The sequence below is a fragment of the Alicyclobacillus sp. CIJ1 genome, assembly GCF_057538885.1.
The window spans coordinates 1-14,458 of sequence record NZ_BAAJPH010000145.1 but is presented as its reverse complement, the minus strand read 5'-3'; the positions used below and the strand labels follow the sequence as shown (position 1 = coordinate 14,458).

The following is a 14,458-nucleotide window of genomic DNA, read 5'->3' as shown; positions in this document are numbered from 1 at the left end:
CAAGGCTGGCGCCGCGATGGGCAACAGGCCCTGATACACACAAGCGGCGCCCGGATGTTCGTCCGGGCGTCGCCATGTGCCGACGCCGTCTCTACGTGGCGCTACTATAGCATCGCTTGCAAACTTTCGCAATTGTATTCCTTGCCTGAAGCGAGGTCGCGCGTTACGGCTGGGCCTGTGAGGCGCTCGGCAGCAGCGCCTGAAGCAATCGGATCCCAATGGGGCTCCCGAGCCCCGTGCACGGATCCCATCCCGGCCCCGCCTGATAGATCCTCGCCCGGTTCGCGATGTCGTTGTTGCCCTCGGTGATGTCGTGAAACACCTCCGGAGGCAACTGGTAGAGCGTCGGGTTCAAATAGCCGACTGGCTTGCCGAGCTTCTGGTTGATGCGGGCCACCAGCGCGGCGAAAAGCGGCGCCACGGCGCTCGTCCCGCCGATGACCGTGGTCTCACCGTCGATCACGACCTCGTACCCCGTGGCCGGATCGGCATTGCCGGCCACATCCGGCACGCCGCGGCCGCTGCCAGCGCCCGGATTCGCCGAAGGAGGCACGTTCGCGCGCTCCTGCCACGAGGGCAGCGGAAAGATGCGGCTCACGCCGCCGCCCGTCGATCCGCCATCGGGGCCGTCGTTCCACACGGTCTCTCGCTCGATGCGGCCCGCGCTCGCCATAAGCCGCGTACCGCCGCAGGCCAGCACGTACGGCGACGCCGCGGGAAAGTCGACGTGGTACAGGCCGTCCTGCTCGCCGTCCGTGGATCCGCTGTCGCCCGCCGCGGCGAGGACGGTCACCCCCAGCGCGGCCGCGTCCAGAAACGCGCGGTTCATCGCCGCGATGGACGCCGACGCCCAACTGTCCTCAGGGCCACCCCAACTGATGGACACGATGGACGGCTTGTGCGTCGGATCGTGAACCGCGGTCGTGATGGCGTCGAGGAAGCCGGCGTCCGTGTTCGGCGCGAAATACACGGCAATCTTGGCGCCCGGGGCGAGCGCTCCCGCCACTTCGATATCGAGCTCGACCTCGCCGTCCGGGCCGTTCGGATCGCCCGTGGGCTGATTGGTGGCGCCGTCCACCGAGACGCTCACCACCTGCGGCACGGACACGCCAAGCGATGCGAAGTACTGCGCCAGAGACTGCTCGTCGTAGCCGCCGCCCAATTCGATGATGGCGATGCACTGCCCCTGTCCGTCGAGCCCCTCGGGAAATTGGTACGCCTGCGCGACGTCGAGCGGCGTGTACGCAGTCGGCGCCGCGGACTGCGATCTCGCCTCAAACTCGCCCTCGGTGCGCCTCCGCAGCCGAAAGTGGGGCCGCGCCACCGGGCGCGTGTCGAGGCCAAGCACCGCTTCAATCAGAGGCGCGATGGAAGCCGGCACACGCACGTCGCCGACGTAGCTTCGATAGGATCCGTCTGGATGATCGAAATGGCGCAACTCGACCCCAAACGCTTGGTTAACGGCGTCCACCGGGCCGCTCAGCACCGCGGTGCCCGCAGCCACGTGGGCGCGATCGAGCGTGAGCCCGTGCGCTTCCGCGAACTTTCGAATCTCCGCAAAGTCGTCGAGCGAAGCGCCGTGCGAAGCGGCAAACGCTTCTCGCTCCAGATGCACTCGCGCGTGAGGTGCGAGCGCGGCCTGGCGTTCCACATGCGCCTCGAGTTCATCGCCTCGTTGGCGGCGCAGCACGACCGTAACGGAAATCCGCTGGTCCCCGGTCACCGGTCCCTTATCGACAGCCTGCGGCGCCTGCCTGCGAGCGTGCCCCGCGAGGACCTCGCGCTTCTCCTCTTCCTTCCAAGGCTTCTCCATGTCGCTCATCGCCTTCCACTCCATTCTCCTAGTCGGATGGGCATGCAGGGCTTCAGGCTTCGCTCTCCTCAGTATAGCACGGCTGGAGGAAAAGTTGTGGATTTTACGCAAGATTTAGGCATCTGCGGTCGGCTACGCCGAGCCTGAGACTCCCCTGCTGTCCTACATGCAGCCGGGTGCTCACGGCGTGGACGGGCGGCCTGGGCGCTCGGCCACAATTCCGTAGTGGACGTCGTTCGGAAAAATGCGATGAAGGATCTCAAAGCCGGCCGTGCGAAGCGCCTCCTCACACGCGTGGATCGACAAACGCTCCTCGACGGGTGGCCCCATCTCCATGGGACGCTTGTCCCATTCGAGCAGCAGGAATCTCCCGCCCGGGCGAAGCACGCGATACACCTCGCGGAGCGCCGCCGCTTGGTCCGGCACTTCGTGGAGGACGAAGGCCATGAGGGCGCGATGGACGGACTCGTCGGGCAACGGAAGCTGATCGGCCGTCGCTTCGAGGACCTGCACATGGTCAAGTCCCGCCTGTCGCGCACGCTCGCTCAGCATGGCGAGCATCTCCGGCGACAAATCGACAGCGTACACCGTCCCCTGCGTGCGGCGCGCCAGCGGCAGGGCAAAAAAGCCGGGCCCCGCGCCGATGTCGACGACATCCTCTTGTCCGTCCATCTTCATCGCATCGATGATCCGATCCGGCGGCAGCAGCCGCTCGCGCTCTTCACCCACGAGGCGCGCAGCGTGCTCAGGTCGAAACACGTGAGGCATGTGATTTCCTCCCTCCCGGGCATCCGCGACACCAGGGTAGCTTGCTTTGTACCCCGAGCGTCGCGCACACCGCGCCGTTTGTCAAGTTCTACATGCCCCGATGCCCCGGATGGTATACTGGCAATAACTCGTGAGGAGGTGCGCTTTCATGCGGTGGAAGGTGCTTGGAGCGGTCGTCTTCGCGGTTCTCATCGTCGTCTTCACGCTCGCCAATTCGACGGACGTCTCGGTCAACTTCGTCTTCACTCAGGCGCGCGTCAACCTGGTGCTCGTCATCCTCCTGTCGGTGCTGCTCGGCATGATCCTGATGGCCATCCTCTGGTCCATCCACGCCTGGCGCATGCGCGGTGAAATCCGGTCACGAGAGCGAAGAATCGCCGAACTCGAGTCGAGCTTTGCACGCCAAGGCAACTCGGCGACTGGGCACGGGGGCGCCGAACACGGGGGCGCCGAACAGAGCGGCACATCGAGAGAACCGGAACCGCCTCACCTGTAGAGCGGACGCAAGATTGCCCCAAGGTCTCACGACTCGTACGCGAGCTCCTGCCCGGACCAGAGCGTCACTTCGCCACCTGTCTCCTTGCCATCCATGGCGATAGACAGGCGCCCGGTTGCCTCTCCCGCCTGCGCGGACACGGGCAACACCACGATACCTCTCTTCGGGCGATACGCGTGTCCCTGCCACAAGACTTCCGCGCGCGCGGGGAGGCCGCGCAGAAGGACACCGCCTGCTTGCACGGCGGCGAAACGCCGGTACTGCACCGCGTACGGCGTGTTCTTTTCCTGAACCTCCAGGTACGCGTCAAATGGCGGCGCAATCTGCATGTGGAGTGTGTCGGATGCGTACACCTCCACGCCGTTGATCCAGGCGCGATACGCCGTGGAGCCATTCGTCCAAATCACCAGGTGATACATTCCGCCTTCAGGTTGAACCGCGCTCTCGGGAATCTTTTTCAGAATCACGCTGTGCGCGTTTTTCTCGTATCCGTAGGCGTAGCCAATCTCCCACGTTGAACGAAGATGACCGCGGACGCGCGTCGTCACGAGGGACACAAACACGTAGTTGATGAGCCCCGTCTGGTCCGTCGTCGCCGTCTGCACGGCAAACACCAACTCTCCCACGCCCGACGTAACCGCGGGCGGAGAAACAGCCCAGGTGTGCGCATACCATCCTGCCGGGAACGGATCCCTCGTCGTGAGGAAATAGCCGCGGAAGTCCGGCGTGGCAGCTCGCACGCCCACCGTCAGCAACCCTCCGCGCACGCGGACGAAACCGAGTTTCGCGCCCGCGCTGCCGTTCGCCTCCCACTGATAATAGGGGGGTACGAGCCAGGAGGTCGAGCCCTGGATCTGGTGCGGCGCCTGCGAGTCTTGATCAAATTCGGTGACTACCGGCGTGGCGACCGGAACGAGCGATCCGGCCGGGCCGCGAAGCAGCGGCGCCATGGTCTGCGGGCGCCGCTCAACCCAAACGCCCCATGCGGCGACCGCGAGCGAGATGACCAGCGTGATTGCCAAAAAGACGCGCTCCAAGGGGCGATAGGGCAATCGCCCGCTGCGCGAAGTCTCAATAGCTGGCATACAGTTGCACATCTCCCCTTCGCGCGGTTCGGATCCCTACGATGACCGTGACCGCCGAAAACACGAAGATGGCGGTCACCATGCCGTAGACGGCGTAGGCATCGCTGCCATTCACCGCCACGGCCGCCACCAGGCCGCCGAAGAGCGTGCCGGCCCACACCGCGAGGGCAGACGCGAAACGCACGCCCCAGAAGAACAGGAACTGGCTCGCGAACAGCCCAACGGGCAGAATGCCGTACGTGAGGGCCGCGAGGTGCAGCGCCCATTGATACGGCGGACCGGCCACCAGAATGGGCGCGATGAGCGTAGCCGGCAGGTGCAAAAGGACCGGGGGAGCCGCGAGCCCCACCGCGATGCCGATGATGGAAAGCAGTACGACGCGCGTGATAAAGAAGCGAAACAGCGTGCGATGAAACCCTTCAGCCTCAGTGACGCGATAGCGCATCATCCACCCAAGGAATCGATCCGAGAGCTCGGTCATGAAGTAGAAAACGAACCCCATCATAGGAAACAGCTCGAGCGTGGCAAGATCCGTCGTCAGTTCGTACGTCGGCGGATAGACGTAATGGTGCACGCCCTGCAGCGCGCCGAAGTGCACACCTGCCACGATGCGGTCCACAAACAGCATAGAGAAATAGCCCGTCCCGTACAGCGCATACGGCCAGAGTTGACGCCACACTGGCAGAAACCTTGGAATCTGCACGCGTACAGGGGCACGGCGCACGTCGCGATCGTGCGGGCCGTCGCCGATTTCCTCGGGAAGGAGCCTGCGAAGCTGGCGCCGCGATCGCAACACGGCGTATGAGTACACGCCGATGAGCGCGCCTGCGCCGGCAATCACCAGTCCAAGGATCTGCGCCTGTTGAACGGCCTGGCCGAAATACGCGCCGCTGTTCACGCGCTCGATGTTCCATATGGCGAACCAGGTGATAACGAGCGCGACGGCCGTGGTCACGGCAAGCCCGAGGATGCGCCGCAGGAGATAGAGCGGCGCCAGCGCAATCTGAAAGACGTAGATGGCGAGCGCATATTCGAGAAAGAGGTTTCCGTACGCTGGGCCGTATGCCGGCGCAATGGCGAACCGGAAGACGAGCGCAATGACGAGCGCGGACACGGCTGAACCGTGCACAATGGCGCGCGTCGAAATCCAGCGGAAGAGGATCCAGTTGTTCTGACCCAGGTAAAACAGCGCGCGTAGAGCGAACACCTGCGAGACGGCGCCGGCACACACCGTCGCCGTGAAAAACGCGAGGCTGACCGCCGTCGCGACCTCCTGAGAGGCGGAGAGCGACGACCAAAGCGCCACGCGCGTGATGAAGAGCATCAACACGCTCAACATCCACGGGGCCGTGTAGCCGACCCCGCGGAAGTACTGTTCCGCCGCCTTCCGAAACCATCCAATGGGGCTCGGTTTCTCAATCTCCTCGGGCGTCTGGTACAAAGGAATCCGTTCCCAAACTGCTTCAGCGAGGTCGAACACATCGCGAAAGCCGAAGGCCTGGGCCGCCTCGTTCCCATAGCCGCTGTCCTCGAGGTGAACCGCCACCTCGAGCACGTTGCGCGGATGGGGTTGTCGACTCACCACGAGGTACGCGAGCGAGTGCAGCTGCTGGATCTCGTCCTCGCCCGACCCTTCAAACGGTCTCTCGATCTCGGCGCTCATGCCCACGCTCCCCTTCGCTCGCCCAAGCGTTGTACCACGCCCGATACCGTTCCAGAAACCGATCAAGTGTAAATTCCGCCAGCATGCGTTCTCGCCCTAGGCGCCCGAGCGCCGCCAGTTGGCCGCGGTTTGCCGCCAGCCGCGCGATGGCATCTGCCAGCTCCCGAGGTCGACGCGGCGGCACGAGGATTCCGTACGGCGGCTGGACAATCTCGCTCATCCCGCCGACGTTGGTCGCCACAATGGCCGTCCCGCCATGACCGCCTCCACAGCGGCATAGGGAAATCCCTCGGACGAGCTCGACATGACCGCGATATCTCCGCTGTTGAGGGCGCCGTTCACGTCGTCCGTCGGCCCGGCGAAGCGAACGACGTTCTCCAGCCTGTACTCGCGGACGAGATCGCGACACGAAGCCTCGTAAGCGGGGTCCGGCGCGGGCCCGTAGATGGTGAGCGTGGCGCCCACCAGCTCGGGCCGACCCCCATAGGTCTCGTGAAGACTACGCATGGCGCGGATGGCGGTGTGAATGTCTTTCAGCGGATCGATGCGCGCGATCATCACGAGGCGAAGCGGCTGGTTCCCTGATCCGGGATTGCGCGTGATGTGAAACGCACGCGGGTCGACGCCATTCGGTATGGGATGAATCCGCTCAGGAGGAACGCCGAGCTTTTGTTCCCACAGCGCGTTGAATTTCGCCACCGGCGCGACGCTGTCCGCGGCCTGATACACCAAGCGCACCACCAAGCCGTACAGACTCGAGAGAAAGTAGCGGTAGGGCGCGGCCCGCTCCATCCTGCCGATGGACAGCAGCCGCTCGCGATAATACACCCCGTGCTCGGTGACGAGCAGCGGCCGGCGGTACCGTTCTTTGGCGATCACGAGCGGCAGTGCGCAGAAGGCGGCCGCGGAAGCGTGATAGATGCGAGCCTCCGGGACCGGGAAGGCGAGGGGTGCCAAGTATCGATACAACAGCTTTCCGATGTCCACTGCCTCGAACAAGTTCAGGTGGCGAAACAAAGGATGTTCTGAGAGGCGGGATCGAAGGATGTCCCAGGTCTTCGCGTGTCGAAGCGCGTATTTCATGTTCCCGCGCTCCGCGAATGCCGCCATCACGCGAAGCGCCTCCAGCGCCTCGTCCAGACGCGCCTCAGCCGGCCGCAGGCAGGCTGTCAAAAACGCCTCGTAGGCCGGCAGAAAATCGAGCTGAAACGATTTGCGCACCCCAAAGTTCCACGACATCTGCGGATTCCACGAGAACTCCTCGTGGCGATCCGTCCCCCATAGCGGCACCATCAGAAGCCGGTCGACGTTTTCCGGCAGCGCGTAGCGCGGCGTCGCCCCGGGATTTGCGACCACCGCGTAGACCGTGAAACGCAGATCGGCAAGCCCGCGGATCAGCCGGTCGGCCCACGCACTCACGCCCCCGAGCGTGTAGGGATACGTGCCTTCGGTGGCCAGCAACACGTCCGAAACTGGCACCTTATGCGGCCTCACAGGCGTCCCTCCGCGCTCAGCTCGCGCAGCATCCGATGAAGCCGCCGCTCCAGCTCCAGCATGCGGCGCTCCGCCTCCACCATCTGCGCGTGGATCTCGCCAATTGCGTCCAGCACCTCAGCCGCCCAGCTCGCCTCCATGCGGGGCAGCGCCTGCGCAGGCTCGTTCCGCGGGACAGGTTCACCCGTACCGATCTCCTGCTCGCCCGTTCCAGACACGGCAGGACCAGCGTGGGCACCGTCCAATCTCTCGAAGGCAGTGGCGCCCGTCAACCGCGTTTCCACTTCCCGCAAGACGCGCGCGAGATGGTCTTGCGTTTCACTTCGCGGTGATTCGTTCTCCTCATCCCCTGCCGCGGCCTCGCGAAGGGGTCTGGCGTCCTCGCCGAGCCCCGCACCATGCGGCTCAATAGCTCCGTGTTCCGTCGCTTCGTCCACGGGCTCGCCCGCGCCAACCCCCAAACCGGCGCGAGCGTCGGACAGTCCCTCTTGTTCTTCTTCTCCAGCCGCGGCGAGCGTCTCGGGCATGGGCTCCTCCAAGGCTACCTCGACCGTCTTCGCTCGGGTCACGCTTTTAGAGGACAGGTCCAGATTTTCAACTGCGAGAAAACATTGAGCCGCTAGCAGCGAATACTCTCGGATGTGCTGGGCAGGCTGATCCGGCAACTCGCTCGCCCGCAAGAATTCGCGGCCTGCGAGCCGCATATAGTGGTCGAAATCGTCCATCCGTCCGAGGCGCCGTGCGCAGAGCGCCGCCTGGCGGTATGCGACCCCGGCCCGCTGCGGCACCTTCCCCTCGAGCGATCTCGCCTCTTCCAAAAACACCTTCAGCGCTTCGCTGTATTCTCCCATCGCATAGAGCTCCATGCCTTGATGGAAACTCAGTGTGGATTGTTCGACCACACCCTCACCCCGCGCTCAAACACGAAAATTCGCCCTTGCAAACCCACTTGGGTATCGCAGCTAGCCCCTGATTCCTTCGCGATTCCTTTGTGCACGAACGAATGCCTCGTTGCCACATGATACGGTACACCAGGAGGTAACGCAATGGGCGCTTACCACCAAACGTGACAACCCCATGACAAAGCGCCACGCACTTCGGTCACGCCTGCGCGCGTCTCACGACTTCGTCGCCAGGCCACCATGCCTTCCATTGCGGGTCCAGCACCCACAGCCGCAGCCATCCGTTTTTCACCTTTTGACGAAAGTCGTCATGCTCTCGGAGAAGGTCGACCGCGTGCCCCACGGGCACTTCCATCACCACTGTCAGCCGCAGCGGCCGGTGGTACAGGTGGCCGTCGTCGGCCGCAATCGACTGCCACGGAAGGCCCGGCAGCAGATCACTTGCGTTTCCATGCATCACGCCTACGCCGGCGGTAACCGTCTGGAAGATTTTATTTCCTCCCCCGTGGACGTGCGGCGCCACCGTTGAGGCGTAATACTGCAGATTGATCCACTGCGCCACAGTCACAGGACCTGACACAATCGCGCGAAGGCGAGATCCGTCGGGATCGCACCGCCAATCGTAGTCGTGCGCGAACACCTGGCCGCGCAGCTGTGCATCGAGATGGGGCAGACGGCCGATCCAAAAGGCGCGGTTGCGCGCCAACCCCCACTCGGGCCGAGCTTCGCTCCAATCGCTCGCGCGGCGCACGGCCTCACGCCGAGCCATCCGCCCCTTTGCGCTGGGCAGTTGCTCGAGGCGCTCGGCGGCCGCGTGCGCTCCGGCTCGCCGCAAATCCCTGTCGAGCTGCTGCCACATGCGCTCCATTTCCGGAGACATTCCCGGCAGCTCAATCCACTCGATCTCGTCCGTCGTCGTGACGTGCACCGCTGCGAGAAACACCGTCTCGTCCGGAATATGGAGGCCGTGATGATGACGAAGCAAGCGTCTCACGTCCGCCTGATTAAGCGCCATCGCGAGCAGTCGCGCGTTGTGCCGTCCCGATTGTCCGCCACAGGCTCCGCATTCCAGCGCCGCCCGATGTGGATGATTCTCGACCCGCGCCTCGTGGCCGCAGAGAACGACAATGGGCGCGAACGCGGTCAGCCCAATCGAGCGAAACAAGTCCGCGGCTGCCGACGCGAACAACTGCGCAGTTTCGCCAACCGCTGAATGGCTTGAAGCCGCAGAGTCATCCGCTTCGCCCGCAGGCTCCCACTGCGTGGCCACGGGCAGCAGGCCATTGCGCAAGAAGCCGCGAAGCCGGGCCGATGCGCGCGGAAACGACTGGAGAAGGGCGTGCAGCGCAAGATATCCGCCCGACAGTTCGGGCAAAGCGAGGGATGCCGCGCTTGCCTGTTTCAACTTCTTGAACGAAAGCGACATCGCCCGCAGAGCACCTGTGACGCGGAGGCGGCGATGATAAGCGCTCGGCTCCATCGCTCGCTCCCGCATGTGGGCCACAGGTGTCACGATAGCCGGACAGCTCGGGTGCGCATACGCGCTCTCCAAGATCTGTGTCTGCACCGCCAGGTTAAAAAATCCGGCACATCCGTACGTCGCGTATGGACCAAGCGCCTCGAGGTGACGGCGCAAGGGCTCCGATCGGACGTCGATGCAGAACAGCAACTGGGCGTCGACTGCGTGCGCGCGAACGCGAGCCTCGCCAGACTGGACAAGATGCGCATCGAGCGTCTGCTCCCAGGCCTCGAGCCACACAGCGTACCGATCCGCGGTCAAGTATCGGTGCACGACCAGGACGAGATCATCGGCCATGTCGTGCTCCGCCTCGGCGACATGCGCAGCCGCCTGAGCCAGGCCGGTGAGATCGGGATGCGGCGCAAAGACGCCATCCGGCCCTGCAAAAGCCCACTCCAGGAGCACTCGCAACGCCAGATACTCGCGCAGCAGGCGGCCTTGGCCTCTGCCTTCCCTATCCTGATACCGAAGCGCCCCCACAAAGCCCGGCATGCGCAGATAATGCACGCGAAAGTAATCTGCCGCAAAGCGCGGCGCTACGCGGAACCGGTCGAGCCCAAACGCGAGCACCGCGTCCGGGTCTTCCGGCAGCTCCTCCATTCGGCGCCTCTCCACCTTGCCGAGCGACGGATCGCGCATGAGGAGCGCGCGGGCAGCCGAGAAAAGTCCCTGATCTCGCCCTGGCATCGGCCACGCCGCCTGCCCCCGGTCCAGGTACAGGCGAAGGTAACGCGCGGTGAGCGCATCGACGCGCCATCGCGATTCGTCGGACGGGAGCGCAAAGCGAAGCGCCTCAGGCGGCAGATCCACGCGAGCAGCTGTTCGCGCGGCGAGCGCCGCCGCTTCGTCGGTGATGGGAAGCTCGGCCTCCTCTTGCGTAAGACGGGGCTGAATACGGGCAAACGCCGCGCGCAGCGACACTGGGACGTGGTGGTCCAGGTATCGATTCATACGATCCTTGAGCGCGTTTGGATCAATCTCTCCGCGGGAATACGCGTCCTGCAGCAGGCGCCAGGAGGGGTACAGCCGCACCCCGCCGAGCGCCTGAAGTCTCCGCATCGCCTCAAGAAAGGGTATGTGTTCCATTTCCGGCCAGGGATGCCGCGCAATCCACACCGGGAGGGGCCATTGAACGGCGGTCACGTCGAGCGCTATCTCGGCCGCGGCTGCGGCGGATGTCGGAGTCCAGGGATCAGGACGCAACGTGAGTGACGAGGTCACGAAAGTATCGCCTCCTCTCCCAGTGTTTCAAGCGCCACGGGCTGCGCTTCGATGGCATGCGGGCTCGCATCGCCGAGATACGCGAGCCACGCATAGAGGCGCACGGAACATGGACCGCGAGAACGACTGCGAAGCCAAGCGTAGAGCGCGGCCTGAAGCGCCATCAGGCCCGCGGCCGCAACTGCGAGCTGCGCGTCCACCGGTCGTGGAGTTCCCAGAAGGACCTCCCACGCACGGATCAATTCGTCGCGAAGCACCAACGCAAGCGCGCCTGCCAAAACTACAGCGGCGGCGCCCGCCCATCGCCCAACCCGTAGGGTCATCGCGGAAGTGAGTGCAACTGCACATCCCGCGCCAAGCAGCAAACCGGACAGAAGGCGAAGCCCATCTGCCGGATGGGGCAGGGTATAGAGCAGGAACAACGCTGAGCCAGCGAGCAGCGACCACGGAAAGCCAAGGGAGGGCTCCTCCGCCTTCACCAATACCTCGTCTGGGCGCGGCACGGCCGAGCCGGATCGCAGAAAGAGCGTCGCTTTGAACAGCCCATGCAGCAACAGGTGGACCATCGCGACGGCGTACGCACCCACTGCGCACTCCGTCAACATGAGCCCCATTTGGGCCATCGTGGACGCGACGAGCTGGCGCTTGTAGTCCGCATGGATCATGAGGATCCCCGTGCCGATGGCGATGCTAATCCATGCCACGGCCACAAGCAGCGCGCGAGGGAGGATTCCCCTTGCCGCGAGGACGGGAGAAAATTTGGCGAGAAGCAGCCCTCCCGCGTTCACGAACCCGGCGTGCATCAAAGCGGATACGGGCGTCGGCGTTACGGCGGAGTCGAGCAGCCAGCGCCCGAATGGCCAGTTGCCCGCCTGAGCGAGCGCCACGATGTCGAGAAGAAGGCCCGCGACCAGGCTTGCGCCAGGGTGCGCGGCGAGCGCGCGGATCCCCGCACCGAGCGACGACGTTTGCCCAGCCCATGCTGCCATGCTGCAAAGAAGAAGGACGCCCGCCATGCTCGGTGCGAGCCTCGCCCAGGTCATCCGCGCCACTGCCCGAGCGGCGCGGCTTCGACGCTGCATCGCGATGAGCCGAATGAGCCCCGCGTCCATCGCCACCCAACACGCGGCGAAAAACCACACATTGTCTGCCATCCAAGCGGCACTCGCAAAAAACAAAATCCAGGTCATCCAAGCCAAGTAGGAGCCGTACCGCTCGTCTCCGGCCAGGTGACGTGCGGAAAAGGTTTGAACGACGAGGCCAAGCGCACTGATGTACAACGAAATCGCCCAGCCGAGGCCGGTCGGATGAAGCGGGCCCAATGGCACACCCGTCGCCCCCGTCACAAGACCGACGACCGACACGAGGCTCACGAGGCCAAGGCTCGCAAGGTGAATCCCAATGCGCCGCGAAGGTTCGCGCAGAGGCTGAACCAAGGCTCCCGTCATACCGGCGGCAATCCAGGCCACCACCCAGGCCGCTACAACTTCTCGAACGTTCACGAAATCCATGTGTCCCCTCCTACGCCGCGCCATTCGACATTGACATACAAAAAACCGGCGCGCTCGACGGAAGAGAGGTTTCAAACCTCCGTCCCTCGAGTCACGCCGGTTTTTCGTCAACTCACGCCAGTTGAACAAACACCCGGTCACGTTGGCGATACGGGACCGCCTCGTCAACCCCTTCTCCAGAGGCTGTGCGCTGCGCTCGCCGTACCGATACAGATAGGTGACATTCCTCTATTGATTTTACGCCGCCATTCGCCTGGACATGACCCCACGTAAGCGACGGTCACGCGTCCCGCCCCGCATCCACGACTTCGCGGCCGCCTTCGAACTCGCCGGACTCCAGTTTCCGCTCGAGATCCGAATGCAATCGGAACACCATGATCCGCTCGCCCGTCCGCGTGCTCAAATCCGTAAAGAAACTCTTCACTTCCTCGCCCGTGATCCGGCGGATGATCTCTTTCAGATCCTCGACACCGGATTCCACCAAGCTGGTGCGCGTCCGCTTAACGGACAACATTCCCTCGTATGTCTCGCAAAGCGCATACTCCGCGGACGAAAGAATGCCATGCAGCGAAACGATGATCATATCCCGCAGGATATCCGTCTTGACCGAGACCGAGCCGCGCCCTAGATAGTCCTTTTCCCACTTCGTCAAGGCGTTCGAGATGTCAGCCTCGATGCAGCCTTTCAGCTTGGATGCTGCCATGTGTCTCTCCCTCTATCCACCGTCGCTGCACGGCCTCGTGCTGGACATCAGTGAATATTGTAACAAGGGGATGCGCGTGGCGACAAGGGGAACATGGCCGAGGGGCCCGGAGATATCCTCGGGCCCGCTGTACTCATGACGCTCGTGACCGCGTGGTCAAATGGGATACTGGCGCCGTTCGCGCTGAATGGAAATCCATTTGAGCGTGGTAAACTCCTCGATCCCCCACTGTCCGTTGTACCGCCCGACGCCCGAAGCCTTTTCGCCGCCAAACGCCACGAGAGGCTCGTCGTTCACCGTACCGTCGTTCACGTGAAACATCCCTGTTTCCACCTGCATGGCGATCCGCACACCGCGTTCCACGTCGCGAGTGATGACAGCCCCCGTCAGGCCGTAGTCGCTGTCGTTGGCCACGCGCACCGCGTCTTCCTCGTTCTCGACGGGTATGACCGCCACCACGGGGCCGAACATCTCCTCTCGGGCACACGCCATCTCCGGGCGCACATCCACGAGCACCACTGGCCCCACGACGTTCCCCTCCACGGGTCCCCGATAGGCAACTCGAGCGCCCTGTTCAAGGCTCGTATCGACGACGGCGAGCAGCCGCTCGACCTGACGGCGGTTGATGAGCGGCCCGATGACCGTCTCGGGGTCCCGAGGATTGCCCATCTTCAGTTTCGAGACGCGTTCGACAAATTTCCCGAGAAATTGCTCGTACACATCCTTGACGACGATCAGGCGATTGGCGCACATGCAGATTTGGCCCTGATGCGTGAACCGGCTGAATATCGCGGCGTCGACGGCGAGGTCGAGATCGGCATCGTCGAGCACGATAAGCGCGCTGTTGCCGCCCAGTTCGAGGGTCACCCGCTTCAGGTGCCGACCCGCCACCTCCGCGATATGCCGCCCGACCGCTGTGGAGCCGGTGAACGAGATGATTCTCGGAATCGGATGCTCGAGAAACGCATCACCGATCTCCGCGACGTCAGCCACGACGACGTTGACCAGCCCCTTCGGCACGCCCGCCTCCTCAAACACCTTCGCGAGCAGCGTGCCGCCCGTGATGGCAGCCTCTTCGTGCGGCTTCAGGACGACACCGTTGCCGCACGCGACGGCAGGCGCCAAGGCGCGCATGGACAAACCCGACTTCGACAGTTGGACATAGCACGTAGACTCATGGATGGATGTGGGATCCTATTGCGGCGCGGCTTGTCGGACTTATCCACAGGCATGCGCCGTGTTTTCATTTGTATTTTTGTAGGCATGCGTTTTGTTGTGGATAA

Annotated in this window: 9 protein-coding genes and 2 pseudogenes; 1 reads left to right on the top strand and 10 read right to left on the bottom strand. The window is 63.9% G+C overall.

Annotated elements, in window-relative coordinates:
* Positions 1–163: 163 nt before the first annotated feature.
* Positions 164–1,822: a kumamolisin KscP gene (kscP, locus tag AC27E8_RS14570; protein WP_487099985.1), complete on the bottom strand. Its 1,659-nt coding sequence runs from the start codon at positions 1,820–1,822 to the stop codon at positions 164–166.
* A 171-nt stretch (positions 1,823–1,993) separates the two neighbouring features.
* Positions 1,994–2,581 carry a class I SAM-dependent methyltransferase gene (locus AC27E8_RS14565; RefSeq protein ID WP_014463595.1) on the bottom strand — a complete coding sequence of 196 codons (588 nt, stop codon included), beginning with the start codon at positions 2,579–2,581 and terminating at the stop codon, positions 1,994–1,996.
* A 148-nt stretch (positions 2,582–2,729) separates the two neighbouring features.
* Between AC27E8_RS14565 and AC27E8_RS14560 the strand changes: the two genes are divergently transcribed.
* Positions 2,730–3,077, top strand: coding sequence for a lipopolysaccharide assembly protein LapA domain-containing protein (locus AC27E8_RS14560; protein ID WP_487099984.1), 348 nt, complete (start codon positions 2,730–2,732; stop codon positions 3,075–3,077).
* A 26-nt stretch (positions 3,078–3,103) separates the two neighbouring features.
* On the opposite strand, the gene AC27E8_RS14555 is transcribed toward AC27E8_RS14560, so the two are convergent.
* The 8 genes and pseudogenes from AC27E8_RS14555 to AC27E8_RS14520 all read right to left on the bottom strand — a co-directional run.
* On the bottom strand, positions 3,104–4,162 hold the full coding sequence (locus tag AC27E8_RS14555) for a hypothetical protein (protein WP_487099983.1): 1,059 nt from the start codon (positions 4,160–4,162) through the stop codon (positions 3,104–3,106).
* The gene (locus AC27E8_RS14550; protein ID WP_487099981.1) at positions 4,149–5,825 is read right to left on the bottom strand and encodes a hypothetical protein; all 1,677 of its coding nucleotides are present in this window, start codon (positions 5,823–5,825) and stop codon (positions 4,149–4,151) included. The genes AC27E8_RS14555 and AC27E8_RS14550 overlap by 14 nt, the downstream gene beginning before the upstream one ends.
* A pseudogene (gene pelF, locus AC27E8_RS14545) lies at positions 5,797–7,244 on the bottom strand (GT4 family glycosyltransferase PelF). The gene AC27E8_RS14550 and the pseudogene pelF overlap by 29 nt, the downstream one beginning before the upstream one ends.
* A gap of 71 nt (positions 7,245–7,315) precedes the next feature.
* Positions 7,316–8,170 (bottom strand): hypothetical protein, encoded by an 855-nt coding sequence (locus tag AC27E8_RS14540; RefSeq protein ID WP_487099980.1) that lies wholly within the window; start codon positions 8,168–8,170, stop codon positions 7,316–7,318.
* A 250-nt stretch (positions 8,171–8,420) separates the two neighbouring features.
* On the bottom strand, positions 8,421–10,961 hold the full coding sequence (locus AC27E8_RS14535) for a putative inorganic carbon transporter subunit DabA (protein WP_487099979.1): 2,541 nt from the start codon (positions 10,959–10,961) through the stop codon (positions 8,421–8,423).
* Positions 10,958–12,472 carry an NADH dehydrogenase subunit 5 gene (locus AC27E8_RS14530; protein WP_487099978.1) on the bottom strand — a complete coding sequence of 505 codons (1,515 nt, stop codon included), beginning with the start codon at positions 12,470–12,472 and terminating at the stop codon, positions 10,958–10,960. The genes AC27E8_RS14535 and AC27E8_RS14530 overlap by 4 nt, the downstream gene beginning before the upstream one ends.
* A gap of 280 nt (positions 12,473–12,752) precedes the next feature.
* On the bottom strand, positions 12,753–13,175 hold the full coding sequence (locus tag AC27E8_RS14525) for a Na-translocating system protein MpsC family protein (protein WP_012810150.1): 423 nt from the start codon (positions 13,173–13,175) through the stop codon (positions 12,753–12,755).
* Positions 13,176–13,331: 156 nt separating this feature from the next.
* Positions 13,332–14,315: pseudogene (locus tag AC27E8_RS14520) on the bottom strand (aldehyde dehydrogenase family protein); the annotation flags it as partial.
* Positions 14,316–14,458: the final 143 nt, after the last annotated feature.

Coding starts and splice junctions, on each gene's coding strand:
- kscP (WP_487099985.1), bottom strand. CDS start 1,822: ATGAGCGACATGGAGAAGCCTTGGAAGGAAGAGGAGAAGCGCGAGGTC.
- AC27E8_RS14565 (WP_014463595.1), bottom strand. CDS start 2,581: ATGCCTCACGTGTTTCGACCTGAGCACGCTGCGCGCCTCGTGGGTGAA.
- AC27E8_RS14560 (WP_487099984.1), top strand. CDS start 2,730: ATGCGGTGGAAGGTGCTTGGAGCGGTCGTCTTCGCGGTTCTCATCGTC.
- AC27E8_RS14555 (WP_487099983.1), bottom strand. CDS start 4,162: ATGCCAGCTATTGAGACTTCGCGCAGCGGGCGATTGCCCTATCGCCCC.
- AC27E8_RS14550 (WP_487099981.1), bottom strand. CDS start 5,825: ATGAGCGCCGAGATCGAGAGACCGTTTGAAGGGTCGGGCGAGGACGAG.
- AC27E8_RS14540 (WP_487099980.1), bottom strand. CDS start 8,170: ATGGGAGAATACAGCGAAGCGCTGAAGGTGTTTTTGGAAGAGGCGAGA.
- AC27E8_RS14530 (WP_487099978.1), bottom strand. CDS start 12,472: ATGGATTTCGTGAACGTTCGAGAAGTTGTAGCGGCCTGGGTGGTGGCC.
- AC27E8_RS14525 (WP_012810150.1), bottom strand. CDS start 13,175: ATGGCAGCATCCAAGCTGAAAGGCTGCATCGAGGCTGACATCTCGAAC.